This is a genomic window from Pseudomonas sp. O230 (genome assembly GCF_045447035.1).
GTDB lineage: Bacteria > Pseudomonadota > Gammaproteobacteria > Pseudomonadales > Pseudomonadaceae > Aquipseudomonas.
This window is the reverse complement of the sequence record NZ_JBJGXN010000005.1, coordinates 265,185-291,066: the sequence shown is the minus strand read 5'-3', so window position 1 is coordinate 291,066 and position 25,882 is coordinate 265,185. Positions and strand designations below refer to the sequence as shown.

34 protein-coding genes are annotated in these 25,882 nt (G+C 59.8%); 26 read left to right on the top strand and 8 right to left on the bottom strand.

Features of this window, described 5'->3' with window-relative positions; translation table 11 throughout:
• Nucleotides 1-40 precede the first annotated feature (40 nt).
• From ACI77H_RS12685 to recX, 21 genes are all read left to right on the top strand, one after another.
• Entirely contained in the window at nucleotides 41-388 is a 348-nt protein-coding gene (locus ACI77H_RS12685) for a phage holin family protein (protein WP_407012213.1), read from the top strand.
• Nucleotides 389-477: 89 nt separating this feature from the next.
• Nucleotides 478-1,002 (top strand): hypothetical protein, encoded by a 525-nt coding sequence (locus ACI77H_RS12680; protein WP_407012212.1) that lies wholly within the window; start codon nucleotides 478-480, stop codon nucleotides 1,000-1,002.
• A 3-nt stretch (nucleotides 1,003-1,005) separates the two neighbouring features.
• Nucleotides 1,006-1,617: a phage baseplate assembly protein V gene (locus ACI77H_RS12675; RefSeq protein ID WP_407012211.1), complete on the top strand. Its 612-nt coding sequence runs from the start codon at nucleotides 1,006-1,008 to the stop codon at nucleotides 1,615-1,617.
• Between the two features lie 10 nt (nucleotides 1,618-1,627).
• On the top strand, nucleotides 1,628-1,960 hold the full coding sequence (locus ACI77H_RS12670; protein WP_407012210.1) for a phage baseplate protein: 333 nt from the start codon (nucleotides 1,628-1,630) through the stop codon (nucleotides 1,958-1,960).
• Entirely contained in the window at nucleotides 1,957-2,952 is a 996-nt protein-coding gene (locus tag ACI77H_RS12665; protein WP_407012209.1) for a baseplate J/gp47 family protein, read from the top strand. Before ACI77H_RS12670 ends, ACI77H_RS12665 begins: the two co-directional genes overlap by 4 nt.
• Nucleotides 2,949-3,584, top strand: a complete 636-nt coding sequence (locus ACI77H_RS12660) for a phage tail protein I (RefSeq protein WP_407012208.1) — start codon at nucleotides 2,949-2,951, stop codon at nucleotides 3,582-3,584. Before ACI77H_RS12665 ends, ACI77H_RS12660 begins: the two co-directional genes overlap by 4 nt.
• Nucleotides 3,585-5,867 (top strand): phage tail protein, encoded by a 2,283-nt coding sequence (locus tag ACI77H_RS12655; protein ID WP_407012207.1) that lies wholly within the window; start codon nucleotides 3,585-3,587, stop codon nucleotides 5,865-5,867.
• Nucleotides 5,864-6,244, top strand: coding sequence for a phage tail assembly chaperone (locus tag ACI77H_RS12650; RefSeq protein ID WP_407012206.1), 381 nt, complete (start codon nucleotides 5,864-5,866; stop codon nucleotides 6,242-6,244). Before ACI77H_RS12655 ends, ACI77H_RS12650 begins: the two co-directional genes overlap by 4 nt.
• Nucleotides 6,245-6,344: 100 nt before the next feature.
• Nucleotides 6,345-6,554: a hypothetical protein gene (locus ACI77H_RS12645; RefSeq protein ID WP_407012205.1), complete on the top strand. Its 210-nt coding sequence runs from the start codon at nucleotides 6,345-6,347 to the stop codon at nucleotides 6,552-6,554.
• 2 nt (nucleotides 6,555-6,556) lie between these two features.
• Nucleotides 6,557-7,723 (top strand): phage tail protein, encoded by a 1,167-nt coding sequence (locus tag ACI77H_RS12640; protein ID WP_407012204.1) that lies wholly within the window; start codon nucleotides 6,557-6,559, stop codon nucleotides 7,721-7,723.
• Nucleotides 7,723-8,229: a phage major tail tube protein gene (locus tag ACI77H_RS12635; RefSeq protein ID WP_407012203.1), complete on the top strand. Its 507-nt coding sequence runs from the start codon at nucleotides 7,723-7,725 to the stop codon at nucleotides 8,227-8,229. Before ACI77H_RS12640 ends, ACI77H_RS12635 begins: the two co-directional genes overlap by 1 nt.
• A 161-nt stretch (nucleotides 8,230-8,390) precedes the next feature.
• Nucleotides 8,391-8,975, top strand: coding sequence for a phage tail assembly protein (locus ACI77H_RS12630; RefSeq protein ID WP_407012202.1), 585 nt, complete (start codon nucleotides 8,391-8,393; stop codon nucleotides 8,973-8,975).
• A 128-nt stretch (nucleotides 8,976-9,103) separates the two neighbouring features.
• A complete protein-coding gene (locus tag ACI77H_RS12625; protein ID WP_407012201.1) occupies nucleotides 9,104-10,705 on the top strand; it encodes a glycine zipper domain-containing protein in 1,602 nt (533 codons plus the stop codon).
• Nucleotides 10,705-11,088: a phage tail protein gene (locus ACI77H_RS12620; protein ID WP_407012200.1), complete on the top strand. Its 384-nt coding sequence runs from the start codon at nucleotides 10,705-10,707 to the stop codon at nucleotides 11,086-11,088. The genes ACI77H_RS12625 and ACI77H_RS12620 overlap by 1 nt, the downstream gene beginning before the upstream one ends.
• On the top strand, nucleotides 11,081-11,293 hold the full coding sequence (locus ACI77H_RS12615) for a tail protein X (RefSeq protein WP_407012199.1): 213 nt from the start codon (nucleotides 11,081-11,083) through the stop codon (nucleotides 11,291-11,293). The genes ACI77H_RS12620 and ACI77H_RS12615 overlap by 8 nt, the downstream gene beginning before the upstream one ends.
• A gap of 9 nt (nucleotides 11,294-11,302) precedes the next feature.
• Complete coding sequence (locus tag ACI77H_RS12610) at nucleotides 11,303-12,319, top strand: phage late control D family protein (protein WP_407012198.1); 1,017 nt, start codon at nucleotides 11,303-11,305, stop codon at nucleotides 12,317-12,319.
• A 49-nt stretch (nucleotides 12,320-12,368) separates the two neighbouring features.
• Nucleotides 12,369-12,932, top strand: coding sequence for a glycoside hydrolase family 19 protein (locus tag ACI77H_RS12605; RefSeq protein ID WP_407012197.1), 564 nt, complete (start codon nucleotides 12,369-12,371; stop codon nucleotides 12,930-12,932).
• Nucleotides 12,914-13,447, top strand: coding sequence for a lysis protein (locus ACI77H_RS12600; RefSeq protein WP_407012196.1), 534 nt, complete (start codon nucleotides 12,914-12,916; stop codon nucleotides 13,445-13,447). Before ACI77H_RS12605 ends, ACI77H_RS12600 begins: the two co-directional genes overlap by 19 nt.
• Nucleotides 13,448-13,527: 80 nt before the next feature.
• Nucleotides 13,528-14,028 carry a CinA family protein gene (locus ACI77H_RS12595; protein WP_407012195.1) on the top strand — a complete coding sequence of 167 codons (501 nt, stop codon included), beginning with the start codon at nucleotides 13,528-13,530 and terminating at the stop codon, nucleotides 14,026-14,028.
• 83 nt (nucleotides 14,029-14,111) lie between these two features.
• Nucleotides 14,112-15,164 carry a recombinase RecA gene (gene recA / locus ACI77H_RS12590; RefSeq protein ID WP_007907270.1) on the top strand — a complete coding sequence of 351 codons (1,053 nt, stop codon included), beginning with the start codon at nucleotides 14,112-14,114 and terminating at the stop codon, nucleotides 15,162-15,164.
• A gap of 8 nt (nucleotides 15,165-15,172) precedes the next feature.
• Entirely contained in the window at nucleotides 15,173-15,640 is a 468-nt protein-coding gene (recX, locus tag ACI77H_RS12585) for a recombination regulator RecX (RefSeq protein WP_150630771.1), read from the top strand.
• A gap of 44 nt (nucleotides 15,641-15,684) precedes the next feature.
• Here the strand turns inward: recX and ACI77H_RS12580 are convergent, their stop codons facing one another.
• Nucleotides 15,685-16,803, bottom strand: coding sequence for a TIGR00730 family Rossman fold protein (locus tag ACI77H_RS12580; RefSeq protein WP_407012194.1), 1,119 nt, complete (start codon nucleotides 16,801-16,803; stop codon nucleotides 15,685-15,687).
• Nucleotides 16,804-17,169: 366 nt separating this feature from the next.
• Between ACI77H_RS12580 and ACI77H_RS12575 the strand changes: the two genes are divergently transcribed.
• Nucleotides 17,170-17,364, top strand: coding sequence for a hypothetical protein (locus ACI77H_RS12575; RefSeq protein WP_407012193.1), 195 nt, complete (start codon nucleotides 17,170-17,172; stop codon nucleotides 17,362-17,364).
• On the opposite strand, the gene ACI77H_RS12570 is transcribed toward ACI77H_RS12575, so the two are convergent.
• On the bottom strand, nucleotides 17,365-17,793 hold the full coding sequence (locus ACI77H_RS12570) for a PA3611 family quorum-sensing-regulated virulence factor (protein ID WP_407012192.1): 429 nt from the start codon (nucleotides 17,791-17,793) through the stop codon (nucleotides 17,365-17,367). It abuts the gene before it with no gap.
• 186 nt (nucleotides 17,794-17,979) lie between these two features.
• Between ACI77H_RS12570 and ACI77H_RS12565 the strand changes: the two genes are divergently transcribed.
• The 3 genes from ACI77H_RS12565 to ACI77H_RS12555 all read left to right on the top strand — a co-directional run bounded on the left by ACI77H_RS12565 (nucleotide 17,980) and on the right by ACI77H_RS12555 (nucleotide 20,022).
• On the top strand, nucleotides 17,980-18,723 hold the full coding sequence (locus tag ACI77H_RS12565) for a tRNA-uridine aminocarboxypropyltransferase (RefSeq protein WP_407012191.1): 744 nt from the start codon (nucleotides 17,980-17,982) through the stop codon (nucleotides 18,721-18,723).
• A 210-nt stretch (nucleotides 18,724-18,933) separates the two neighbouring features.
• Nucleotides 18,934-19,584, top strand: coding sequence for a response regulator transcription factor ErdR (gene erdR / locus ACI77H_RS12560; RefSeq protein WP_407012190.1), 651 nt, complete (start codon nucleotides 18,934-18,936; stop codon nucleotides 19,582-19,584).
• Between the two features lie 75 nt (nucleotides 19,585-19,659).
• Nucleotides 19,660-20,022, top strand: a complete 363-nt coding sequence (locus tag ACI77H_RS12555; protein ID WP_407012189.1) for a diacylglycerol kinase — start codon at nucleotides 19,660-19,662, stop codon at nucleotides 20,020-20,022.
• On the opposite strand, the gene ACI77H_RS12550 is transcribed toward ACI77H_RS12555, so the two are convergent.
• Nucleotides 20,019-20,945, bottom strand: coding sequence for a LysR family transcriptional regulator (locus tag ACI77H_RS12550; RefSeq protein WP_407012188.1), 927 nt, complete (start codon nucleotides 20,943-20,945; stop codon nucleotides 20,019-20,021). The two genes, ACI77H_RS12555 and ACI77H_RS12550, sit on opposite strands and share 4 nt — an antisense overlap.
• Before the next feature lie 122 nt (nucleotides 20,946-21,067).
• Here ACI77H_RS12550 and fpr point away from each other — a divergent pair, with 122 nt between their 5' ends.
• A complete protein-coding gene (gene fpr / locus ACI77H_RS12545) occupies nucleotides 21,068-21,847 on the top strand; it encodes a ferredoxin-NADP reductase (protein WP_003443014.1) in 780 nt (259 codons plus the stop codon).
• A gap of 187 nt (nucleotides 21,848-22,034) precedes the next feature.
• Here the strand turns inward: fpr and tsaA are convergent, their stop codons facing one another.
• The 5 genes from tsaA to ACI77H_RS12520 form a co-directional block, all read right to left on the bottom strand.
• Nucleotides 22,035-22,733, bottom strand: a complete 699-nt coding sequence (gene tsaA, locus ACI77H_RS12540) for a tRNA (N6-threonylcarbamoyladenosine(37)-N6)-methyltransferase TrmO (RefSeq protein WP_407012187.1) — start codon at nucleotides 22,731-22,733, stop codon at nucleotides 22,035-22,037.
• A gap of 183 nt (nucleotides 22,734-22,916) precedes the next feature.
• Nucleotides 22,917-23,687: an SDR family oxidoreductase gene (locus ACI77H_RS12535; RefSeq protein WP_407012186.1), complete on the bottom strand. Its 771-nt coding sequence runs from the start codon at nucleotides 23,685-23,687 to the stop codon at nucleotides 22,917-22,919.
• A gap of 189 nt (nucleotides 23,688-23,876) precedes the next feature.
• Nucleotides 23,877-24,353: a DUF1456 family protein gene (locus ACI77H_RS12530; RefSeq protein WP_407012185.1), complete on the bottom strand. Its 477-nt coding sequence runs from the start codon at nucleotides 24,351-24,353 to the stop codon at nucleotides 23,877-23,879.
• Nucleotides 24,354-24,428: 75 nt separating this feature from the next.
• Nucleotides 24,429-25,139, bottom strand: a complete 711-nt coding sequence (locus ACI77H_RS12525; protein ID WP_150630761.1) for an rRNA pseudouridine synthase — start codon at nucleotides 25,137-25,139, stop codon at nucleotides 24,429-24,431.
• A 192-nt stretch (nucleotides 25,140-25,331) separates the two neighbouring features.
• Nucleotides 25,332-25,805, bottom strand: a complete 474-nt coding sequence (locus ACI77H_RS12520) for an acetyltransferase (protein ID WP_407012184.1) — start codon at nucleotides 25,803-25,805, stop codon at nucleotides 25,332-25,334.
• Nucleotides 25,806-25,882 lie beyond the last annotated feature (77 nt).

Genomic DNA, 25,882 nt, shown 5'->3' with positions numbered 1-25,882 from the left:
GGACCTTTTCGTTACGCAATTCACCCCCAGGAGGCGTGACATGACAAACGAGCAACAAGCGTTGCTGGACATGCCGATCTGGCTGGTCATCGTGCTCGCCCTGGTGGGTGGGGTGACCGGCGAAATGTGGCGCGCCGACAAGGAGGGCGCTCGCGGCTGGTCATTGCTGCGGCGTCTGGCCTTGCGGTCCGGGGCCTGCATGATCTGCGGGGTCTCGGCCATCATGCTGCTGTACGCCGCCGGCCTGTCGATCTGGGCGGCTGGCGCGTTCGGTTGCCTCACGGCGATGGCCGGTGCCGATGTCGCCATCGGCCTTTATGAGCGCTGGGCGGCCAAGCGGATCGGCATCTGTGACGTGACGCCACGCGATTCCCGCCCGGATCAATAAATCCAAACCCCTTGCCGGTCTGGCAAGCCCCGGTCCGCTGCGCGAACCCACGCAGTCGGACGCATCGAAATTTGAACTGGAAGCCCCTTATGTCCCCCGACATCGATAAGCCGTCGCGTCTGTTTTTTGCCATTGCCGACGCGCTGCGTGTGGTTGGCCCGGGTTTGAAGGTCGGAGGTCGTCAGGACTTCGACGGCATGTTCGATCAGGCGTGGGTCCTGATCGCCCTCGAACGCAATGCACCGGGCGACCGCGCCCATGACGGACGCATCGCCCATGTTCTGACGATCTCGCTGCAAATCATTGTGCCGCCGACATTGGCTAACCCTGGATTGGCCGCTGGCGATCTGGCGAGCGTACTCAAGGGGTTGGTCACGGATAACCGCTGGGGTCTGCCGGGTCACCAATGCGACCTGCCCAAGAACCTCGATGCCTTGCCCTCGACGTTTATCAGCGGTTCGCAGGAGTACCTCGCCTGGACCCTTTCCTTCACCCAGACGATCTACCTCGGCGCATTGCTGCTGGATGACCCGCTGGGCACCCCTAAATTCGCCAAAACCTGGGAAGTCTCGAACATCGACGACCCGGACCAATACACCGCAAATGAGGGCTGAGCCATGTTCGATGCGCTTTTACGGCAGCAGCTCGGTCCGATCATTGAGCGTCTGGCGGAGATGGAGGCCGAACTGGAAGACCTGCACCGCCGATCCGACAGTCTGTGTCGGATCGGCGTGTGCCAGGAAGTCGACGCGGCCAGCAACACCTGCCGGGTCAGTCACGGTGAATTGCTGACCCCGGCCATCCGTTTTTTCAACCCCAGCGCCGGGGCGCAAAGCGAGTCGCGGATCCCCTCGGTCGGCGAGCAATGCTTGCTGCTGAACCATGGCGGCGGCGAGGGCGGCGTGCAATCCGTGGCGTTGTTCGGGCTTAACGGCAATCGGTTTCCCCCCGCCTCGACACAGGCTTCGCTGACGCGTCGCCTCTATCTGGACGGTACGGAAAGCGGCTACGACGACGCCCGTCATGCCTTGCACTGGAAGAACGGCCCGGCGGCGTTCAATGGCTCTCGCGAAGCGCTCGAGTTGAATCTCGGGCCGGCGAGACTTGCGATCACGCCTGAGGTCATCGAACTGCAACTGGGCGCGGTCGGCTTGCGACTCGACGCTTCCGGTGTGCACCTGAGCGGCCCGGTGGTGGATCACCAGGGACGCGTCATCAGTACCGCATAAAGAGTTTCCCATGATCGGAATCGATAGAAACACCGGGGCGGCGGTCGACGACTGGCCGCAGTTTGTGCAGCGCGCAACCCGAGCGCTGACGACGCCGTTGGGCACCCGACAGAAGCGTCCTTTGTATGGCTCGCTGATCCCGGATCTGCTGGGTCGCAACCTCGGCGACGATCTGCTGATGCTTGCCCAGAGCCATGCGGCGCAGGCGTTTTACAACGAACAGAACGGCATCAGTGATTTCCAGCCGCAGGTCATTGTCGCCGGCCGGCAAGGCGCCGGGCTGGTGTTGCGATTCGCCGGCACCTGGCAAAACCGCAAACAGACCTTCGAGGTGGTGACATGAGCATGTTGATACCGGGCCAGAACCAGTTGGCCGAACCGTCGATCGTCACCGTCGAAGCGTTCGAGGATTTGCTCGCCGAGTTCAAGACGTTTGTCGTCGAGTACGTCGGCGCCCGGTCTCCCGGGACGGCGGCGAAGCTCAAGGTCAGCCTGGAAAACGAAAGCGAGCTGCTGACCTTGGCGCTTGAGGCCTTTTGTGTGCGCCTGCAAATCCACGAACGCAAGTACAACGCCCGCATCAAGCAGATGCTGGCCTGGTGGGCGACCGGCAGCAACCTTGATGCCCGTCTTGCGGACATGGGCCTTGAGCGGCAATTGCTGGACCCCGGCGACCCGGCGGCATTCCCGCCGATTGCGCCGGTGTTCGAGAGCGACGACGACGCCCGGTTGCGTTACTACCTGGCGCCGCACGCCCCGGCCGCCGGTTCACGCATGCAGTATCGCCGCGAGGTGTTCACCCTCGGCGAGCGTCCTGTGGTGAAGGTGGACACCCACGCACCGGGCGAGGTGACGGTCACGTACACCTTCGATCCGGACGGTTACGCGGCGCAGGTCAAGGACGGCAACGGGCGTCGCACCGCACCCGGTGAGGTGATGGTCACGGTGCTGGCACGAGAGGGCGATGGCGTCGCGTCCGAAGAACTGCTCGACGGTGTGCGCCGGCACTTCGCCCGGCCTGACGTGCGGCCGGAAACGGATCGGGTCACGGTGCAGGGCGCTCATATCAAAAACTACAAAATCCGCGTCGTCGCCCGAATCAACGCCGGTCCTGATTCAGGGCTGACCCGGGTTGCCGCGCAGCAACAACTGCACGCGTATGCCCAGAGCTGCCATCGCCTGGAAGGGCGGGTCGACCCGAGCTGGATCGACTACACGCTGCATAACGCCGGCGCGGTGCAACTCGAGATTCTCGAACCGGTCGAGCCGATTGTGACGACGGCGTTTGAAGCGCCTTACTGCACCGGTGTCGAGGTCGAGGTGCTCACGCTATGAGTGACCAGACACCGCGCCCGAGCCTGTTGCCAGCCAACAGCTCACCGTTGGAAAAGGCCCTCGATATCGGCTTCGGTGCATTGCTTGAGCGCATCGCGCCGCCGTTCCCCGAGCTGATGAACCCGACCTCGACACCTTTGGCATTTCTGCCTTATCTCGCGGCGGATCGCGGGGTCAGCGAATGGAGCGCCGAGGCCGCCGAGGCGGAAAAACGTTTAACCGTTGAACTGGCCTGGCCCACCGCACGGCAGGCCGGGACACGCCAGGCCCTGGAAAACGCCGCGAAGGGATTGCGGTTGATGCCTGAAGTGCGGGCCTGGTACGAGCAGACACCGCCGGGCGCGCCTTACAGCTTTTCCGTCAGGGCGTTCACCGAGCAACCCTACAGCGAAGCAATCGACGCACGTCTCGACCGGCGTCTGGCGGAGGCCAAAAGCGAACGCGATCTGTTGTCGGTGTCCGTCGGGTTGAGCGCGTTCGGCAGCCACGTCATTGGCGCGGCGACGCTGTGCGGCGAGCTGACCACGGTGTATCCGATTGTCATTGAAGGGCTCGAAGCCTCGGGTCAGGCCTTTATGGCTGCCGGGCTCTACGCCGTTGAAACATCCACTATTTATCCTCAGGGGGCCTGAATGGCTGACTATTACACCCTGCTCACAAATGCAGGGATTGCCTACGAAACTGCCTGCAAAGCAGCGGGCGTACCGATCAAGTTGTCGCAGATTTCGGTCGGTGACGGCGGCGGCGCGGTTTACAACCCGGCGGCGACCGCGACTGCGCTCAAGCGCGAAGTATGGCGCGGGCCACTCAATGCGCTATTCCAGGACGAGAAGAATCCGAGCTGGCTGCTCGCCGAAGTGACCATCCCGCCAGAAGAGGGCGGTTGGTATGTACGCGAGGCCGGGCTCTGGACTGACACCGGGATTTTGTACGCCATCGTCAAATACCCGGAGTCGTTCAAGCCGGTACTGGCGACGTCGGGCTCGGGGAAGGAGTTTTACATTCGCTCGATTTTCGAGACCAGCAATGCGTCGAACGTCACGCTGCTGATCGACGACACCGTGGTCAAGGCAACGCGGGCGTGGGTAATGGGTTATCTCGCCGATGAGCTGGCCAAGCTGGATGGCAAGCAGTCGGTGCGCGTGGCGGCTGCCGGGAACATCGCATTAAACGGTGCGCAGCAGATTGATGGCGTCGCGGTGGTGGCGGGTCAGCGGGTGCTGGTGGCGGGCCAAACGGCGGCGAAGGATAACGGCATTTACGTTGCTGCCAATGGTGACTGGGTGCGTTCGGTTGACTCGAACACCAGCGCCAAGGTGACACCGGGCCTGAACGTGATGGTTGAGGAGGGCACGGCGAATGGTGATTCGCTTTGGCACCTGGTCACGAATGGTCCGATTACGTTGGGTACTACTGCGCTGAGTTTTGAAATGCTCGCCGGTAGAACGGGGATTCAGGCGGGGACGTACAAGAGTCTGACTGTTGATAAATACGGTCGGGCCATTGCTGGCACTAATCCGGAAACGCTAGCCGGTTTTGGCATCAAGGACACATACACCAAGCCTGAAATCGAGGCGATGATCGCACAGGCTTCGGCGCTGCCGGTGGGCACCATGGTCGGCTTCCCGGTGAACAAGGTCCCGCCCGGATTTCTTGAGATTGACGGAAGCGTGCAGAGTGTTGCGACCTATCCGGACTTGGCGGTGTTTCTTGGCACGGCGTTCAACCTGGGCAACGAGGGCGCGGGCAATTTCCGTCTTCCTGAATCGCGAGGCGAGTTCTTGCGTGGTTGGGACCATGGGCGCGGCGTTGATCCTGGCCGAGCTATTGGTAGCTGGCAAAAAGGGACGATGGGGGTTGCTGACACAACGGGCTCCTCTGACGGCCTAGTGTTGGCCGGTCTTGGGGGGACTGCACCGTCTTTGATTTCGGCTTATGGTTTTGATCCGATAGGCGGCTCAGTTTACCCACCGCAAGTTGTTGTGACTGGGTCGGGTGTTAGCACCGCCGCAGTTACCGGTGTTTTTGCGGGCTCGTCAAGGCCGCGCAACTTGGTGGTGATGTGGTGCATCAAGGCCTGGAATGCCCCTATTAATCAGGGGCAGGTTGATGTCGGTGAACTGGTCAAGGAAGTGCAAAAGCTGAAAGCAGCCGTTCCAGTGGGCGCAATTGTACCGTTCCCATCAGGCACAGTTCCTCCCGGCTACCTTGAGGCGGATAACAGCCTTTTTGTGGATTCCATTTATCCCGAGCTGGCTGCGTATCTGGACAAAAAATATAACGTGGCAGGGGATCCCGTCGGATCTACTCGACTGCCTGAGACTCGCGGCGAGTTCTTGCGTGGTTGGGATCATGGGCGTGGTATCGATGTCGGCCGCGCAATTGGCAGCGTTCAAGCCCAATCTATCCAAAAGCACGATCACGCCATGTGGTCGGGTGGTAATTACGCCAGCGTTAATCCTACTGGTGGCGGTGCGGTTGCAGCGTGGGTCACTGGAACGACCAGTGATTATCGAACCGGCAATACCGGCACGGACGAAACCCGCCCACGCAACTTGGCCGTGATGTGGTGCATCAAGGCCTGGAACGCCCCGGTCAATCAGGGAACCATTGACGTGGCGGGCCTGGCGGCACAAGTCGGGGCTCTGGAAGCCAGGCCGCGCGGCGTGGGTGATGGCCAGACCTGGCAGAACGTCACCGCCAGTCGCGTGAGTGGCACCGTCTACACCAACACCACCGGCCGACCGATTCAGGTTCAAGTGTCGATCCAGACCGGCTCAATCACAGCCACCTGCGGTGGTGTAACCCTCGCGACTACGGGCTTTCACACGGCCTTTGTTGTCCCGGCCGGAGCAACCTATTCCGTAACTCTCTCAAGCCCTGTCAATGCCGTCTGGTCGGAGCTGCGCACATGAAGTACTTCCACAATCCACAGACCGATGAGGTCAATGCTTACGAAGATGACGCTCCCGCGCACTTTATCTCTGCCGGGTTGGTGCCTTTGTCCGAGGCGGAGGTTCAGGCGTACATCCACAGCGCAACAGCGCCTACGACCACGAAAGCGGACGATGAACGTAAGTGGCGCGACGCCAAGCTGATTTCGGTGATGTGGCTGCGCGAGCGTCATCGTGATCAGCTTGAAATCGCAGGCCCTGCAACGCTTTCCACTGAGCAGTTCAGCGAACTGTTGGTGTACATGCAGGCACTGCGCGACTGGCCTCAATCACCGGACTTCCCTGATAACCAGCATCGTCCGGTCGCCCCGTCCTGGATCGCCGAACAAACCCGATAAACGCCCCGCACCGCCGGGGCGTTTTCTTTCCCGCAACACAATCCACACAACACCCGACAGCCCCTTCTCAAGGGGCTTTTTCGTTCAAGGAGAAACAGAAATGGCAGAACGCCAAACGTACACCGTGCTCCTCCCATTCCCTACCGGGGGTGGTCACTGGTCGAGCATCGGCCAGGAACTGCAACTGCTCGATGTGGAGGCCAACGCGTTGCGCAGCGCTGGTCGTCTGGAGCTGAAAAATACTGCGGTTGCCGAGTCGGCCGCCCCCTCCACCCCGGCCAAAAAGGCCGCTGCCAAGAAGGCTGAATAACCATGGCTGAGGTTTTGAACTTCGAGCACAACGGCATCACCGTCAATGCCACCGAATCCCCTGAGGCCATGGGTGGCCTGGGTGACAACGTCATCGGTCTGATCGGCACCGCGCCGAAGGCTGATCCGTTGATTCCACGCAATGCGCCGTTTCGCATCAACAGCTTCACCACCCAGGCGCGGCTCGATCCGACTGGTACCGAGGCGGGAACGCTGTATCACGCGGTCTTCCAGATCCTGAAAGTGGTCAAGGTGCCGGTCTACGTGGTCATCGTCGAAGAGGGCGCAACCCCGGCCGACACGCTGAACAATGTCATCGGCGGCATCGATCCGCTGACCGGGCGCAAGCTCGGCCTCGCGGCGTTGGGCAGCGTCCCGGAGGACCTGACCATCATCGGCGCGCCAGGCTTCACCAGCACCAAAGCCGTGGCCGGTGAGTTCGCCTCGTTCGGCAAGCGCATCAAGGCCCGTGTGGTACTCGACGGCAAGGATGCCGCGGTCGCCGATCAGGTGACATACAGCCAGGAACTGGGCGGCGCGGAACTGGGTTTCGACCGCTGCCTGCTGGTGCACAACATGCCGTCGGTGTACTCCAAGGCAGCGAAGAAAAATGTGTTCCTGTCGCCGTCGAGCCTGGCCATCGCGGCCCTGGCCAAGGTCAAACAATGGGAGAGCCCGGGCAATCAGGTGACCTTTGCCGAGGACGTGTCGCGGGTCGTGGAATACAACATCCTCGACACCTCCACCGAGGGCGATCTGCTCAACCGCTACGGCATCAGCTACTACGCCCGCACCATCCTTGGCGGCTTCTCGCTGCTGGGTAACCGCTCGATCACCGGCAAGTTCATCAGCTACGTCGGCCTCGAAGACGCGATCAGCCGCAAGCTGGTCAAGGCCGGCCAGAAAGCCATGGCCAAGAACCTCACCAAGTCGTTCATGGACCAGGAGGTCAAGCGCATCAACGACTGGCTGCAAACTCTGGTCGCCGACGAAACCATTCCGGGCGGCAGCGTGTACCTGCACCCGGAATTGAACAGCGTCGAGAAGTACAAGAACGGCACCTGGTACGTGGTCATCGACTACGGCCGCTACGCGCCGAACGAACACATGGTTTATCAACTCAATGCCCGCGATGAAATCATCGAGCAGTTCCTGGAGGACGTTCTCTAATGTTTACCAACCGCGTAAGACAGGCCATCGCGGCCACCCTGCAAGGCTTGCCGTTGTCGGCGACCGTGGATGAGTTCACCCCGCCGAAGATCGAGTTCGATATGGAGGCGATGTCGGGCGGGCGCTTCATCGCCGAGGAAATGATCAAGAGCGGCAAAGTGCTCGGCGCTACCCTGATTCTGCAAGGCGTCGGTGCCGAAGTGATGCTCGCCCTCGGCGTGAACCTGGGCGATGACATTCTGCTGAACGTGCGTGAAGCCGGTCAGGATCAGGACGGCAACACCTGGTTCACCTACCACACCGTCGGCGGCAAGCTCAAATCCCTGACCGAGGCCAAGCTTAAGATGGGCGAAAAGCCCCTCACCACGCTTGAACTGTCCTGCCGCACCTACAACCGCCTGGAAAACGGCGTCCCGGTAATCGACATCGACGTGCGCACCCAGAAGTTTGTGCTCAACGGCGTCGACATTCTCGGCGACGCCCGCCGTGCGGTGTTGATCCCTTAATTCGCTAGTCGAGCACCGAGCTAATGTGGGAGCGGGCTTGCTCGCGAATGCGGATTGATAGTCCAAGTAAATGTCGACTGACACTCCGCCTTCGCGAGCAAGCCCGCTCCCACAAGGACCAATGCGCAACGCCTTCCCATGATTCATCAAGGATTCATTTCATGTCCTGGACACCTCCCGTTCACGCCTTGTTGTCGCCGATCACCGCCGACGATCAGTCGGAGATCGAGCAGATTCAACTCCAACCGTTGTACTACGCCGCACAGAAAGAGGCCCTGGCCCGTGCCGGCGATGATGAGGACGATCAGTTCTTCGAACTGGCGCTGTTGGCCACCGGACTGTCGGTCAAGGAACTCGATCAACTCAAACGCCCGGACTACGTGAGCATCGCGCAGTACGTGCACGACATGTCGACCTTGCCGACGTCGCATTTTCTTGAGCAAGCGGACGAGGCTGAACAACCGTCGGCCGATCCCGACGACGTGAGCTTGCTGCAACCGCTCGCCGTGGCGGGTCGCACCCTGACCATGCTGACCCTGGAGATGCCGGTACTGCGCGCGACCAAAGCGATGAAAAAACTCAAGACCGCCAAGGAACGCGCCGAATTCATCACCGCCCATTGCACCGGCCTGATGCTGCCCGATCTGGCCCTGTTGACCGTGCCCGACTGGACACAGCTTCAGGTACGCATCGACGATTTTTTAAACCAACCGGCGGCCTTCTTTCGGAGCGCGACATCGAAGTAATCCTCGATGTGGTGCCGCTCATTTACCCGGTAAGTGAAGCGGACATTCTGGAATGGGACGTCGGCAAGGCATTGCGCCGCTACGACATCGCGATCACTCGCCTTGGCGTGAAACAGGAGTAGAGCGGGATGGCAGACAGTCAATATTCGCTGGCCAGCGCGACGATCAATAGCATCGGATCACCAACGGTGGGCGGCGGGTCAGCAACCCTCGGGCTGGCCGGTGTCATCGCCCCGTTGGCGCAGCTCAACCAGGCACTGAACACGGTCAGCCTGGACATCCGATTACTGACGGTGGGGCAGAACAAGCTGGGTGAAGTGCTGATGTCGCTGACAGCGCTATTGTCTTCCGTGCGATCTATCCTCAAGCGAGGCGCAGAGGAATCTGTCGCGGGCAGTGAGGCACAATCAAATCTTCCTGGCATCTCGGCGATCGACTTGGCCGGCCATTTGGGGACCGTAAGCCTGAATGTCAGTGCAGCAGACTTCCGTGGGATTGTTCCCGGTAGCGGCGAGGCCGGAAGGGCTACGGGCATGACGCCGAAACAGATCGCAACGTTGAGCACGCAGGACAACACCGCAGCCGATCATCTGAAGTCCGATAACGCGCCTGTTGCGACGTCTTACCTGGAAGGTAACGTCGCGAAAGCACAATCCGCCCAAGACACGGGGACCCCTTCGAAAACCGGCATCGATGCGCTGAGTGCGAGTTTCAGCAGATTGGGCAACGCAGTGACCCCGGACATTTCCGGTCCGCTGACGTCGCTTTCCGTTCAAGTCGACAAGCTCGGTTCGGCTGCCGAACAACACTCCACGCTTGACACCGTGTTAGCAGGCGCTGCGGTTACGTTGGGTTCTATCGCCTCTGTCGTGGGCGCTGCCGTTGCAACCGAAGCGCTGACCAACGTTGCCAAAAAAATTATCAAACGTGGTGCGCCGAAAATCCCGTTCGGTTTGGGCAAGCTGATCAGCGAGGACAATCGCGACGTCGATCAGGCCAAAAAAGATCCACCCCCGGAAAAACAAACGAAAGACAGTCTTGGGTACACAGGGGATCAAGCGCGTAAGCAATCCCGGAGCGCTAAACGAGGCAAAACCGGGGGACACAGCAGTACCAAGGATCAATCGCGAATCGAAGTCACTGTGCAGCCTCTGACCGTCAGGCCTGCAGTTGCCGAGGCTCAGGGGCTGGTTCCGTTCACTGGCTCCGGGCAGGCGAGCCCGTTGCGCGGAAAAGCCGCCAAGGTCCGCACGTTGCTCCCTAAAAAAGCACCAGGGCTGAACATGCTCAGCGCCGGAGTCGGTATCGCGCAAGGGGTCGCCAATGGTGATACCAAGGCCATCGCATCCTCCGCCGGGATGATGGCCGGTTCCTATGTGGGCGCCGCGCTCGGCACCCTGATATTGCCAGGCGTGGGCACGGCAATCGGGGGATTTCTCGGTGGTATCACCGGCTCCTGGCTGGGGGAAAAACTCGCCACACCTTCCGATCAGCTCGGTGCTCCTGATCAGGTCAGTAAAGAGCTGACCAGCGCCCCGACCCTCAACCAGCAGATCAATTACGCACCGTCGATTCAGGTCACCTGCACCGGATCGGAGAGCACCGAGCACATCCGCATGATCGTGGCGCAGCAGCTGCAAACGCAGTTCCACGGTGAGTTTGTTCCACTGATGAGCACCAACGCCCTCGCCACTCGCCGCGCTGCGGCCCTGACCGATGGAGGTTTGTAATGCGCCAGCAAATGATCCTGGGCAGTTTCATTTTCGGCCTGTCCCGCCACTTCGCCTACCACAACATCGTGCACTCATCGGACGGTGGCTGGGTGGAGCTGGACATTGTGACCGGCAAGCCGAAATCCAGTCAGACCGGGCAAAAGGCCCAGACGCTGAAAATCACAGGCACGGCGATGTACGCGGTGGCCATGGAGCGGCTCGATGAACTGCGCACGTTGCAGGAACTGCGTAAGCCGGTGCCGTTGGTGGATGGCATCGGACGCAACTGGGGGCTTTGGCGAATCAATACGGTGACGGAAACCCAGAGCGTGATCATCGATGACGGCACGGCGATGGTCACTGGCTGGGTAGTAGATCTATCGGAGTTCATCCATGCGTAGACTTCGAAGTGTGGCCGGCGATTCGGTGAACCTGTTGCTGTACCGCGAGCTGGGTCGCTGTGACGATCCCGTCGAAGAAGCACTGTGGCGGTTGAACCCAGCACTGACGGAACAAGGGCCGGTATTGCCCGCAGGTGTCTGGGTTGTCCTGCCGGAAATTGACTCACAACCCGTGGTGACCACGCCGGTTAGCGCGTGGGATTAAGGAGGTTCCATGGCATTGGGTTTTACGCCAGCGATACAGATTTCTGGGGCTAATGAGGCTTTGATCAAGAAGCGCCTGATCAGCTGGGAGCACATTGAGACCGCTGGTATCGAGTCCGATCAATTGACGTTGACGCTCGATCTGGAAGGGCTTGAGGGGCTGCCGATCCTGGGTGGCAAGATTGGCCTGCAGGTCGGTTACGAGGAGTCGAGGCTGGTGGACAAGGGCGAGTTCATGGTGTCTCGCCTGACGCCGACGCTGTTCCCGCTGCGCTTGACGCTGGTGGCCACTGCGACACCGTTCAGTGCCGCGGACAAGACCGGGTTCCTGGAGCGTCGATCGGCCAGTCATGGTCCGACCGTTCTGGGTGCGCTGTTTCGCGAGATCGCTGAACGGCACGGTTTTTCGCCACGAGTGGCGCCCCAACTGGCACTGAAAAAAATCGATCACATCGATCAGTCCAACGAAAGCGACATGGCGTTTTTGACTCGCCTCGCCGGCAGGTACCAGGCAATCGCCAAACCGATGAATAAGCTGTATGTGCTGGCGCTCCCCGGTCAGCTCAACTCGCTGTCGGGCAAGGCCTTGCCGCAGGTGAAACTGTCGGTGACCACTGACAATCGTCCGGGCGATCGCGCCTTCATCTCCGCCACGCTCGATGACACCGCCCGGGCAAAAAACCAGGGTTGCAGGACGAGTTGGTGGGACGCGGCAGCCGGGGTGGTACGGGTGATTGAAACCGGTAGCGCGCCGTTCAAGGTCATAGGCCGGCTCTACCAGAATGAAGCGGAGGCCAGAGACATCGGTGAGGGTGAAGTGCGCAAATTACTGCGTGAAAATCTCAAGTTGAAAATCAGCTGCCCGGGTAATCCGGCGCTGTCCGCCGAAGGAGTCTTGCTGCTCGACCCTTCCTGGCCAGACTTCATGCGCGGGCACTGGTCCATCAAAAAGGTCACTGCCAGCGGTGACAAATATCAAAGCTATCGCTGTGTGATCGATGCGACCTGTCTGGACGCCACGCAATAACGCAATCAAACACACTGGCGCCGGATCAATGGCGAACGGAACATCACTCATGCCGCTGACTGTCCTGCAACTACAGCAAATATTTCCCAACGCCCGCAGCCAAGCGGGCGTTTTCATTTCTGCCCTCAATAGCGCCATGGACGGCCATGACATCAACACGCCCAAACGCAGCGCGGCTTTCCTGGCGCAAGTCGGTCACGAATCCGGGCAGTTGCACTACGTGCGCGAACTCGGCGGTGATCAGTATTTGAGCAAATACGACACCGGCACTTTGGCTGCTCGTCTGGGCAATACACCCGCGCTCGATGGCGACGGGCAAAGGTACCGGGGACGTGGGCTCATCCAGGTGACTGGCCGTCATAACTACCGACAATGCAGCCTCGGATTGTTCGGCGACGAGCGATTGCTGGCCTCGCCGGAGCTGCTCGAACAGCCGCAATGGGCCGCTGAATCCGCCGCGTGGTTCTGGGCGCAAAACGGCCTCAACGAACTGGCCGACCGCGGCCAGTTCAACAGCATCACCCGTCGGATCAACGGTGGCCTGAACGGGTTGCAGGATCGTTTGCAGCTCTGGGCGCGGGCGAGGGCGGTGTTATGCCAGCCTTCGGTTTGATGCCCGCGTCCTGGCGAGTCATTGGCGCTGTTGTGTTACTGGCCGTGTTGGCCGGCGGTTCGGCGACGCTGGCCTGGCGATTTCAGGAGGAGCGTTACGGGCGGCAATTGGCGGAACAAGCCAGGGCGCAGGCCGAGACGCTGAATCAACTGACAGCGGTGGCCGCTACTCGACAGCAGGCCGAGCAAGATAAACGGCTGGCGCTGGAGCAGCGGCTTTCGGCCAGTGAACAATCCCATTACCGAGCGCTGAGCGATGCCCAACGTGATCAAGGTCGCCTGCGCGATCGTCTTGCCACTGCTGATGTGCGCCTGTCAGTCCTCCTCGATGCCCATGACGCTGCCTCAACCTGCGCAATGCCAACCGCCGCCGCCGGCAGCGTGGATCATGGCGCCATACGCGCCCGACTTGACCCGGCGCATGCTCAACGAATTATCGCCATCACCGACGCAGGCGACCGTGCACTGATTGCGTTGCAGGCCTGTCAGGCCTACATCAGAGCGCTCGGTCGCTAACATTTTGATCGATCCTGTAACTTGCAAGCGTGATCCGCTCGTGTACGGTAGTTCCCATTCCGCCCGCTCAGGAGATGACCGTGAAAGAAATCACCCAACTGGCCGCTGAACTGGGCAGACGCCTGCAGGTTCTCAATGCTCACGTCACGGCAGCCGAGTCCTGTACCGGCGGCGGCATTTGCGAGGCGATCACCCGGATCCCGGGGAGTTCGGCGTGGTTCGAGGCCGGTTATGTGACGTACTCCAACCGTCAGAAGACCGAGCAATTGAATGTCCCGGTCGAGTTGTTCGCGACGGTGGGGGCGGTCAGTCGCGAAGTGGTCGAAGCCATGGTTCGCGGCGCGCAGGAAAAAAGCCGGGCGTATTTTGCCGTGGCAGTCAGCGGTGTGGCCGGTCCGGACGGCGGTTCGCCGAACAAGCCGGTCGGCACGGTCTGGCTGGCCTGGGGCGTGGGTGAGCGGGTGTTCAGCGAAGTGCAGCACTTCCCCGGTAACCGCGATGAAGTTCGCCGACAAACGGTGAAGGCCGCGCTAGAGGGGCTGCTGCACCATGCCGCTGGAGAAATCTCAAATCAGGGGTAGGCGATCCTGAATCGCTGTGGAATAATACTGGCTACTTATACAGGTGTTGGCCGTCAGGCCTTATTGATTACGTGAGGACTTTAATGGACGACAACAAGAAGAAAGCCTTGGCTGCGGCCCTGGGTCAGATCGAACGTCAATTCGGCAAGGGTGCCGTAATGCGTATGGGCGATCAGGACCGTCAGGCGATCCCGGCTATTTCCACTGGCTCTCTGGGTCTGGACATCGCGCTCGGCATTGGCGGTCTGCCAAAAGGCCGTATCGTTGAAATCTACGGTCCTGAATCCTCCGGTAAAACCACGCTGACACTGTCGGTGATCGCCCAGGCGCAAAAAGCCGGTGCGACCTGCGCATTCGTCGACGCCGAACACGCCCTCGATCCTGAATACGCCGGCAAGCTCGGCGTCAACGTCGACGACCTGCTGGTTTCCCAGCCGGACACCGGTGAGCAGGCCCTGGAAATCACCGACATGCTGGTGCGTTCCAACGCGGTAGACGTGATCATCGTCGACTCCGTAGCCGCCCTGGTGCCGAAGGCTGAAATCGAAGGCGAAATGGGTGACATGCACGTGGGCCTGCAAGCCCGTCTGATGTCCCAGGCGCTGCGTAAAATCACCGGTAACATCAAGAACGCCAACTGCCTGGTGATCTTCATCAACCAGATCCGGATGAAAATCGGCGTGATGTTCGGCAGCCCGGAAACCACTACCGGTGGTAACGCGCTGAAGTTCTACGCTTCGGTTCGTCTGGACATCCGCCGTACTGGCGCGGTGAAAGAAGGTGATGAAGTCGTCGGTAGCGAAACCCGCGTCAAGGTTGTGAAGAACAAGGTGGCTTCGCCGTTCCGTCAGGCCGAGTTCCAGATTCTTTACGGCAAGGGCATCTATCTGAACGGTGAGATGATCGACCTGGGTGTTCTGCACGGTTTCGTCGAGAAGTCCGGTGCCTGGTATGCCTACGAAGGCACCAAGATCGGTCAGGGCAAGGCCAACTCGGCCAAGTTCCTGGCGGACAACCCGGAGATCGCCGCTAAACTTGAGAAGCAGCTGCGTGACAAACTGCTGACCCCTGCGCCGGACGTTAAAGCATCGCCAGTCAAAGAGACTGCTGATGACCTGGCTGACGCTGATATCTGATTGATCCGATGACCGCCGTACTCGATACACTCGTCGCGGTGCGGCGAACCGCAATGGACCTGCTCGCGCGACGCGAGCACGGTCGAGTCGAGCTGACGCGTAAGCTGCGTCAGCGCGGCGCTCTTCCTGAAATGATCGACACAGCACTCGACCGCTTGACGGAAGAGGGCCTGTTGTCCGAATCCCGTTACCTCGAAAGCTTTGTTTCCTACCGTGCCCGATCCGGCTATGGCCCTTTGCGTATTCGCGAAGAGTTGAGCCAGCGTGGCCTGCAACGTAGCGACATCGAGCTTGCGTTGCGCGAGAGCGGTATCAACTGGCAGGAGCAACTGGACGATACCTGGCGACGCAAGTTTGCCGGGCATTTGCCGATAGACGCCCGGGAACGCGCCAAGCAAGGGCGGTTCCTGAGTTATCGGGGCTACTCCATGGAAATGATCAGCCGCTTGTTCAGCGGTCGAGGGATGGACGATTAACTGGAACGGCTCGCTATATTGATAGCGGGCCGTTTTTTTTTGCCTCACGTAACCTTTGACGGTTCCCGCGTGCGTTGTTGCGCCTGGGGTTTGGACTGCGCCCAGTTTTCAGGCAGGTTGATGTAATCCACCAATTCCCGCAGGCGCCCATGATCACGGGCGTTAAAGGTGAAGGCCAGGCGAGCGAGGTGGCTGAACTGCGGTTCGTCGTGCTCCTCACCGCTGTAGGCATGCTGATGAAAGTGATCGCTCAGGCACAGATCGGCGAATGCCTTCTGCATGTGTTCCAGCGCAGTGTCACTGAGTTTGTGGTTCATGCGAATCACGAACTGATGCTTGAGCCAGCGGCTGGAGTGGAAGTTGCTGTAGAACTGATTGATCTGTTCCACCGCCTCCTCGGCGCTGTAGACCAGACTCACCAGTTTCATATCGGTCGGCAGGATGTAGCGATTCTCCTCCAGTTGATTGCGGATGAAGTCCAGTGCGCCTTGCCAGAACTTGCCGCCCGGAGCATCCAGCAACACCACCGGCACCAGCGGGCTTTTCCCGGTCTGAATCAGCGTCAGTACTTCCAGCGCTTCATCGAGGGTGCCGAAACCGCCAGGGCACAAAACCAGCGCATCGGCCTCCTTGACGAAGAACAGCTTGCGGGTAAAGAAAAAGTGGAATGGCAGCAAGTTGGTGGTGCCGTTCACAGTGGGATTGGCGTGCTGCTCGAAGGGCAGGGTGATGTTGAATCCCAGGCTGTGTTCAAGGCCGGCACCTTCGTGGGCAGCCGCCATGATGCCGCCGCCGGCACCGGTGATCACCATCAGGTCGGAGCGCGCCAGCGCGGCGCCGAGTTCTCTGGCCAGGCCGTACAGCGGGTGTTCTATCGGTGTGCGGGCCGAGCCGAATACCGTGACTTTACGCCGCCCCCGGAACTGTTCGAGCACACGGAAGGCCTGTTCGAGTTCGCGCAGGGCTTGCAGGGTGATCTTGGCATTCCAGCGGTTGTGATCATCCTGGGCCATACGCAGCACAGTCAGGATCATGTCGCGGTAGATCGGGATGTTCGGGCTGTTGGGTGAAACCAGATTGAGTTGCTCTTCGACCTTGCTGATGAGGTCGTGGCCGCTTTCTTCGAAATGACGGCTGAGGAGGTCATTCGGTTGGTAAGGCATCAACTTCTCCTTCCATACAGGCTCTGTTGTTCCTTTGGATGAAGGACACATGCGCATCAGAAAACGCAAACCAGGCAGCCCCTTTTCTGCCCTGAAAAGTGAACGGGAACACTATGAATCTAGACCCTCTCGTTGGTTTTCGCTGACTTGATCATTGCGCTGCAAAGTCTTTCCTGGCAACCGCTTATTGACGATTTGCAAAGTGATTTCGCCGCTCGTCTGAACCTGCGCCGAGTGCCCGGCACTCTGATTTACTAAATGACAGGCGTGACACGACAGCTTTGCGTCAATGGCAGGGCGCACGGTACAAGCGGTTCAAGGATTTTGTCGCTCAAGCAAGGGCGAAGTGCAAGGAGGCGGGATGCTATGGCCAGAGTCATTCTGGAGATCGATACGCAACTGTATCGATTATTGAAATCATCGGCCGAGACCAATCACTTGAGTCTCGAAGAAGAGTGCTGCCGGCGCCTGGAGGGAGCCGACCGGCGCTCGCGGTATTTACAGGCGCTGTTGGCCGAACTGCGCGCCGAGGATGAACAGCGGCGCGCCAATTCCCATTGATTACTTTTTCTTTGCCGGCGGCGTGGCTTTCGGGCAATCCGATTCCTGGAAGCTGGCGGAGCCGACCGCGCGATTGGTTTTCACCTCGGTGAAGTCGTAACGCATGACCGCACCCTTCTTCATCAGCTTGCGGAACCCCTCGTTTCTGCATACCGAGGCGCCAAGCTGGAAGTACACCGCTTTGGGGTCTTCGCGCATCTTGTTGGCGTGGCTGCTTTGCACGCTCAGGTGGTTGATCAACACATTGCCTTCGGCGGTATAGCCCTGATCGAGAATGTCTTCGTTGATCGCCCGTGGCGTGCCGACGCTGCTCTGCGCGGCGACGTTTCGCAGCTCTCGGTTGAGATTCTGCTCACTCAAGGACGCAGCCTGAGCGCTGAAGGACGACGCCAGCAGAATGGCAGCGGTAGGAACGATAAGGCGCAGCATGAAACTCTCCTGGTTCAGTGACTGGTGCTTCGACCCGTCACATGACTGTGCGTTCAGTGGTGGCGAATTATAGGGGAGCCCGTCTGGACGGTACAGGCTTGCGCCGGCCGCTCTGGTAAACTGCGGGCCTTTATCGCCCTGAGTGCCGTTCGTGTCGAGTCTTTCTGTCTGCCGGTGTTACCCACGATGAACCACGCCCCCAACGCCGTAGCCCGCTTGCGCGATCAACGCGAAGAGGAGGGCATCAAGCCGATTCAGGCCCGAGGCTGGAGGGCGGCGCGTTGCCGTGCCTGTCGCGTGATCGAGAGCCATTGCCTGTGTGCCTGGCGCCCACAGGTCGAGACCCGCTCGGGCGTTTGCCTGATCATGACCAACAAGGAAGTGTTCAAACCGAGCAACACCGGTTGGCTGATCGCCGATGTGGTGCGCGACAACCATGCGTTCATCTGGTCGCGTACGGAAACCGACCCGCAGTTGCTGGCATTGCTCGCCGATCCGCAATGGCAACCGTATCTGGTATTTCCGGGCGAGTACGTCGAGCCTGAGCGCGTGACCAACACCGTCGAAGTCGATAGCAGCAAGCGACCGCTGTTCATTCTGCTGGACGCGACCTGGACCGAAGCCCGGAAGATTTTCCGCAAAAGTCCGAATTTCGATGCGCTGCCAATCCTGAGCCTGCTGCCCGAGAAACTGTCACGTTATCGGCTGCGCCGGTCGACTCGCAGCGAGCATTTGTGCACGGCCGAAGTGGCGGCGCTGTGCCTTGATCTGGCGGGTGACGTTGAGGCCGCTTCGGCACTGGACGCTTATTTTGACGTGTTCAGCCAACATTACCTCGACGCTAAACATCAGCTGGAAATGAACGTTGTAACGCCGGCACATGCGGAGTTGATGCCGTTCGTGCAGAACACCGTGCCTGTAACCGGCTGATTGTCGCCCATACTGCAAAGATCTGTAGCGGCCAGGCACCTTGACCACCCTGGTTTCGCTGGGCATGCTTGGCGCCGATTGGGGCGCGGCCAAAGTTTGATACGCCGAATTCTTTACGTGAATAGCCACGTGATTGGCGTTGAACGTGCCCTGTTGGTGCAGCTCCGTGGCTGTACCTCGAGTTGTTAGAAGAACAGGATCATTTGAAAAATGGCCACATACGAAATCCTGATTGCCGATGACCACCCTCTTTTTCGCAGCGCCCTGCATCAAGCGTTGACTCTGGGCCTTGGCCCGGACGTCCGACTGGTGGAAGTGGCGAGCATTGCCGAACTGGAAACCCGCCTCGACGAAAAATCCGACTGGGATCTGGTGTTGCTGGACCTGAACATGCCGGGGGCCTACGGTTTTTCCGGGCTGGTGCTGCTGCGTGGCCAATATCCGCAAATTCCGGTGGTGATGGTGTCGGCCCAGGAAGAAGCCTCGATCATGGTCAAATCCCGTGAATTCGGTGCCAGCGGCTTCATTCCCAAGTCGAGTGACCTGAGCGTGATCCAGAAAGCCGTGCGGGCAGTACTGGATGGTGATGTGTTCTGGCCGCCTCAGGCGTTCGAAGCCGTCAGCGTTTCCGTTGAAGCGAAGGCTGCCAGTGAAGGGCTTGCCAGCCTGACTCCCCAACAATTCCGGGTGCTGACGATGGTCTGCGAAGGCCTGCTGAACAAGCAGATTGCCTACGAACTGAGCGTGTCCGAGGCCACGATCAAGGCCCACGTCACGGCGATTTTCCGTAAGCTGAATGTGCGGACCCGGACTCAAGCGGCGTTGCTTCTGCAACAACTTGAGTCAACTTCGAGTCACTAAGTGTTGGCGTCTTCACGCTTTTTTGACTTTGGTTGATCTAGCTTCCCCACTCCTTTTTGGTCAGTTGCCACGCTTATGTCCCCTTTCAAAGGCCAGACCGGCCTGAAACGCATCCTCAACGCTTCCGGTTACTCGCTGGACGGCCTGCGCGCAGCCTTCACCGGTGAAGCGGCTTTCCGGCAACTGGTGTTCCTCAATGTCATCCTGATTCCGATTTCGTTCTTTTTGAACGTCAGCCGCGTCGAGCAGGCGCTGTTGATTGCCGTCTGTCTGTTGGCTTTGATCGTCGAGTTGCTCAACTCGGCAGTGGAGGCGGCCATCGACCGCATTTCCCTTGAACTGCACCCGCTGTCCAAGAACGCCAAGGACATGGGCAGCGCCGCGCAACTGGTGGCGTTGACCATGATCGCGCTGGTGTGGGCGGTGATTCTGCTTTAAGCGATGGTGGGCAGCACGATCTCGTCGCTGCGCTGCACCCCGGCGGTGAAGGCGCGGCACAGATCGAGGAATTCGCGCATCGCCGAGGTCTGATATTTCTGTTTGTGCCAGATGAAATAGAACTGTCGCGCCAAGTCCAGATCTGGCGTTTCCACCGGCACCAGGCTGCCGCGTCGGAACGCATCCCGCAGCGCCAGCCGCGAAATGCAGCCAATGCCCAATCCTGACTCTACCGCGCGCTTGATCGCTTCGGTGTGTTCCAGCTCCAGGCGGATATTCAACGCGCTGCGATGGTGACGCATGGCCTGATCAAAAGTCAGGCGTGTGCCCGAGCCTTGTTCACGCAAAATCCACGCCTCATGGCTCAATTCTTCCATGCTCGCCGTGCCGCGGATGGCCAGCGGATGCTGCGGCGCACAGAACACCACCAGCTCATCCTCGACCCAACTCTGCACTTCGATGTCCGGATGGCTGCAGTCGCCTTCGATTAGACCCAGATCAATTTCATAGTGGGCAACTTGTTGCACGATGTTGGCAGTGTTTTGCACGTGCAGCTTCACCTGGCTTTCCGGGTGACGCTGCATGAAGCTGCCGATCAGCAACGTGGCCAGATAGTTGCCGATGGTAAGGGTCGCGCCGACCGCCAACGAGCCGAAACCGGACTTGCCGTTGAGCAGGTCCTCGATTTCCTTGGCCTGGTCGAGCAGCGCCACCGCTTGCGGCAACAGCTGTTTGCCGAGGGCGTTGAGGCTCAGCCGTTTACCGGCGCGGTCGAACAGCTGGCAGCTGGACTGGCGCTCCAGTTCGGTGATCGAGGTGCTCGCCGCCGATTGCGACAGGTTGAGCAGGCCCGCAGCGCGGGATACGCTTTCCTGCTGGGCGACGGCGACGAAGACTTGCAGTTGACGGAGAGTAAATCGCATATCTATATAACCGATAACCCTTATCTTAATAATCCATTTAACAGATATTGTCGCTGCCATTAGAATGCGATGCAATTGCGCAGATCACCGGCGCAGGCAAAATCTCCAGGAGTCCCACGTACATGAGCAACATGAACCACGAGCGTGTCCTCAGTGTTCATCACTGGAACGACACTCTGTTCAGCTTCAAGTGCACCCGCGATCCGGGCCTGCGCTTCGAGAACGGTCAGTTCGTGATGATCGGCCTGCAACAGCCCAACGGCCGGCCGCTCATGCGCGCTTACTCGATTGCCAGCCCGAACTGGGAAGAGCATCTGGAGTTCTTCAGCATCAAGGTGCCTGATGGCCCGCTGACTTCCCAGTTGCAGCATCTGAAGGAAGGCGACGAGATCATCATCAGCAAGAAGCCTACCGGCACGCTGGTGCTGGACGACTTGAAGCCTGGCAAACATCTGTACCTGCTCAGCACCGGTACCGGTCTGGCGCCGTTCATGAGCGTCATTCAGGACCCGGAAACCTACGAGCGTTTCGAAAAAGTGATCCTGTGCCACGGCGTGCGTTACGTCAACGAAGTCGCTTACCGCGAGTTCATCACCGAGCACCTGCCGCAGAACGAGTTCTTCGGTGAGGCCCTGCGTGACAAGTTGATCTACTACCCGACCGTGACCCGCGAGCCGTTCGAGAACGAAGGTCGTCTGACCGACCTGATGCGCAGCGGCAAGCTGTTCAGCGACATCGGCCTGCCACCGATCAACCCGCAGGACGACCGCGCCATGCTGTGCGGCAGCCCGAGCATGCTCGACGAAACCAGCGAAGTGTTGAACAGCTTCGGCCTGAAAGTTTCGCCGCGGATGCGCGAGCCGGGTGATTACCTGATCGAGCGTGCGTTCGTCGAGAAGTAGTGACCGCAGGTCACTGGTAGGCGCTGGCTTGCCAGCGATGGACTTGAGCTCACCGCGTTTAACCAGCAAGAAGCGCGTTATCGTTAACGTCCATCGCTGGCAAGCCAGCTCCTACAGTAGATGTGCCGTGCACAGAAAAGCCCGCATGCCTTGAAAAGGTCATGCGGGCTTTTTCCGTTTCTGGCGTTTAAATCTTCGCCGGGATGACTTCAAGGACGCGGATGATTCCGGCTTCGGGATAATGCCACCGCACATCCACATCCCAGAACTGCACGCCATATTCCCGCTCCGGCGCAGGCGTTTGGTACGCCGGCCGTGGATCTTGCGCCAAACACTGTTCAATCAGCTCAACCAGTGGCTCTTCAAGACGCTGACCGTGCCCATGAGCCTGTTGCAGTGCCGAATCCGTCCACTGCACGGGAATCAGTTGCGGCGCAGCGCTGGCGATGCTGTTGGACGCCGTGTTGATGATGTCGGCATAAGGCACGTAGGGTTTTATGTCGAGAATCGGCGTGCCATCCAGCAAGTCGATACCGGAGATCCACAGGCGATTGGCTTCAACCTTGTCCAGCTTCACCACGGATTGGCCGATACCATTGGGCCGATGCGTCGCGCGGGTGGCGAACACGCCCATGGATTTGTTGCCGCCGAGGCGAGGCGGGCGGACTTTCAGGCGTGGCTTATCTTCCAGGGCCTGATGGAACAGGAACAGCAGCCAGACGTGGCTGACCTGTTCCAGACCTTGCACCGCATCGCCCTGATCGAACGGCGCCACCAGTTCCAGCACGCCGCGAGCGGCGGGGGCCAGTTGCGGCTGGCGCGGGATGGCGAACTTCTCCTTGAAACAGGAGCGCACGAAGCCGATGGGGGAAACGCTGTAGGTCATGGTTTGGGGTCGAGGCGGGATGGGGGCGGGCATGATAACCCGGCGGACCTCAAGTCTGGTGGTGGCTCGGGCGGCCTCTTCGCGGGCAAGCCACGCGCCCACAGGTTTTCTGTCGTACACAAAATACGTGTTCGCTCGAGAACCCTGTGGGAGTGGGCTTATCCGCGATGGTCGCGCCGTGGATTAGAGGCTGAACCCACCATCCAGAGGAATAATATTCCCGGTCATGTAAGCCCCGGCCGTACTCGCCAGACTGATCGCCAGCGCCGCCATCTCTTCCTCTCGCCCCCAGCGCTTCATCGGAATCAACGCCGTATCCTGCGCCAGTGCCTGTTCATCATTGCCAATGTGCTGGGTCATCTTGCTCGGAAAACGTCCTGGCGCAATCACGTTGACATTGATGTGCTGGCTCACCAATTCCCGCGCCAGAATCCGCGACAATTGATGCAGGGCCGCTTTACTCGGCCCGTAGGCATAAGCCTGTTCGCCGAAGGAAGAAATCCCCGCCACCGAGCCGATGTTGATGATCCGCGCCGGATTGGCTTCTGAACCGGCCTTGCGCAGCAGAGGCAAGAACTGCTGAATGCAGTTGAACACCGACGTCACGTTGAGCTGCATGACCTTTTCCCAGCCCTTGACCGGGTAGCTTTCCAGCGGCGCGCCCCAAGTGGTGCCGGCGTTGTTCACCAGAATATCCAGGTGGCTGATCTGCTCGCCTAACCGAGTGGCCAGTTGCAGTACGCCTTCTTCAGTGGCCAGGTTGGCGACCACGCCATGGCATACGCCGAATGTGCGCAACTCTTCAGCCGTCTGCCGACACGCTTCGGCATCCCGCGCGCAGACGTACACGGTAGCCCCGGCCTCGACATAGGCCTTGGCGATCATTTTGCCGATACCACGGGTGCCGCCGGTCACCAGAGCGGTGCGGCCTTGCAGGGAAAAGTACGGGTGCATGGCGAATCCTGAGAGCTGAGGGTCAATACACCCTAGTCGTCAGCCGCCCGAAGCGGAGCCACTATTTTTGCGCGGAATGAACATCTATACAGATTGGACTGCGAGCGCTTTTGTAGGAGCCGGCTTGCTGGCGATGGCGATCTTCAAAACGCTATCGCCAGCCAGCCGGCTCCTACAGGTCAACGCGCGTTAGGCTTGCTGCGGGCGAACGCGCAGGGTCAGGCCCTTGAGGAAGTTGCGCAGCAACTGGTCGCCGCAAGGACGGTAGTTGGTGTGGCCGAACTTGCGGAACAGCGCGCTCAGCTCAGGCTTGGACACTGGGAACTCAGAGGCCTTGAGGATCGCGTGCATGTCGTCTTCTTTCAGTTCGAAGGCCACACGCAGTTTTTTCAAAATGATGTTGTTGGTCACCGGCACTTCGATCGGCTGTGGCGGACGGCTTTCGTCCTTGCCACGCTTGAAGATCACCAGGCCATCGAGGAAGTGCGCCATGACTTCGTCCGGGCAGCGTACGAAGCCTTCCTCGTCTTCCTCTTTCTTGTCGAGGTAGGTCAACAGGTCTTCCAGGGACACGTCCATGCCGCCGAGCTTGATGATCTCGATGACTTTCTTGTCGCTGATGTCGAGCATGTAGCGCACGCTGCGCAGTACGTCGTTATGAATCATGGTGTGCAATCCTGATATTCAGCAGTGGGCGCCGCATAAGCAGCGGCACCAGAATGTGTGGCGGCGTGAAAAGTCTTAGAACTTCTCTTTGCCGGACAGGTAGCGCCATTGGCCCAGCGGCACTTTGCCGATGGACACGCCGCCGATGCGGATGCGGCGGATGGCGACTACCTTCAGGCCGACGGCCTGGCAGAACAGGGCAATAACGCCCGGTTGTGGGTTCTTCATCGCAAAACGCAGGCGGTTTTCGTTCTGCCAGCTGGCTTTGACCGGCGGCAGTTCCTTGCCTTTGTAGGTGAGGCCATGGTTCAGGCGGTTGAGGCCGTGAGCCACCATCTCGCCTTCAACTTCGACCACATACTCTTGCTCGATTTTCGCGGAGTCGGCGGTGAGTTTGCGCAGGATCTTCCAGTCCTGGGTGAACACCAGCAGACCGCTGGCGTTGGCCTGCAGGTCAGTGCTGGCGGTCAGGCGCAGGAAGTGGCCCTTGAGCGGACGTTTGCTGAAGCGGTGCTCTTCGCTCAGGGTTTCGGCGCTGATGGTCGCCATCGCGGTTTCCGCGTCCATGCCGGCCGCGACGTTGAACAGGATGGTCACCGGTTCTGGCGCGGTGGCCTGGGCCTGCGGGTCGAGCTCGACTTTCTGGTTCTCGACCTTGAACTGCGGCTCGTCGATGACTTCACCGTCCACGGTGACCCAGCCGCCCTCGATGAACAGCTCAGCCTCCCGACGGGAACAGCCGACGAGTTCGATGAGGCGTTTGGAGAGACGAATCGGGTCAGTCATGACAGGGCCGTAACAAAAAAAGGGTGGGCATTGTACCTGCTGGGCGCCGGTTAATCGCGGGTCCATTTACCTCATGTGGCTTTTAATGTGGGAGCGGGCTTGCTCGCGAATGCGGTGGATCAGTCAAAACATCTGTTGAATGACATACCGCATTCGCGAGCAAGCCCGCTCCCACAGGTGTTCGGTGTTGTGTCAGCCATGCCGCGAATGTTGCTGATTTTGGCGCATGCGCATGTGCAGCAGCGGATAAGGTTGGCCCATGCCATCGACTTCCGAGCGGCCGATCACTTCGAAGCCCTGCTTGAAATAGAACCCCAGCGCCTGCGGGTTCTGTTCATTGACGTCCAGTTCATCGGCGTTCAGGTGCTCCAAGGCATAACGCAGCAACTGTTTACCCAGGCCCTGGCCGCGGTGAGCGGGGTCGATGAAGAGCATTTCAATCTTGCCCGCCGCGACACCGGCGAACCCGGTGATGCGCTGGCGCGAGTCTTTGGTGCAGATCAGCATCACTGCGTCGAGGTACCGCGTCAGCACCAGATTCTTCAGCAGTTCGATGTAACTCTCAGGCAGAAAATCATGGGTGGCGCGCACCGAGGCTTCCCAGACTTGTGTCAGTTCTTGATAGTCGCTCTGTTTCGGCGTGTGGATGACCGAATGTTGGCGCATGGCCGTGCCTCTTCTGCCCGTTTGATGAGAGTCCTTTCGTACTCCAAACGATAGACGTAAAAAAGCCCCGAATCTCG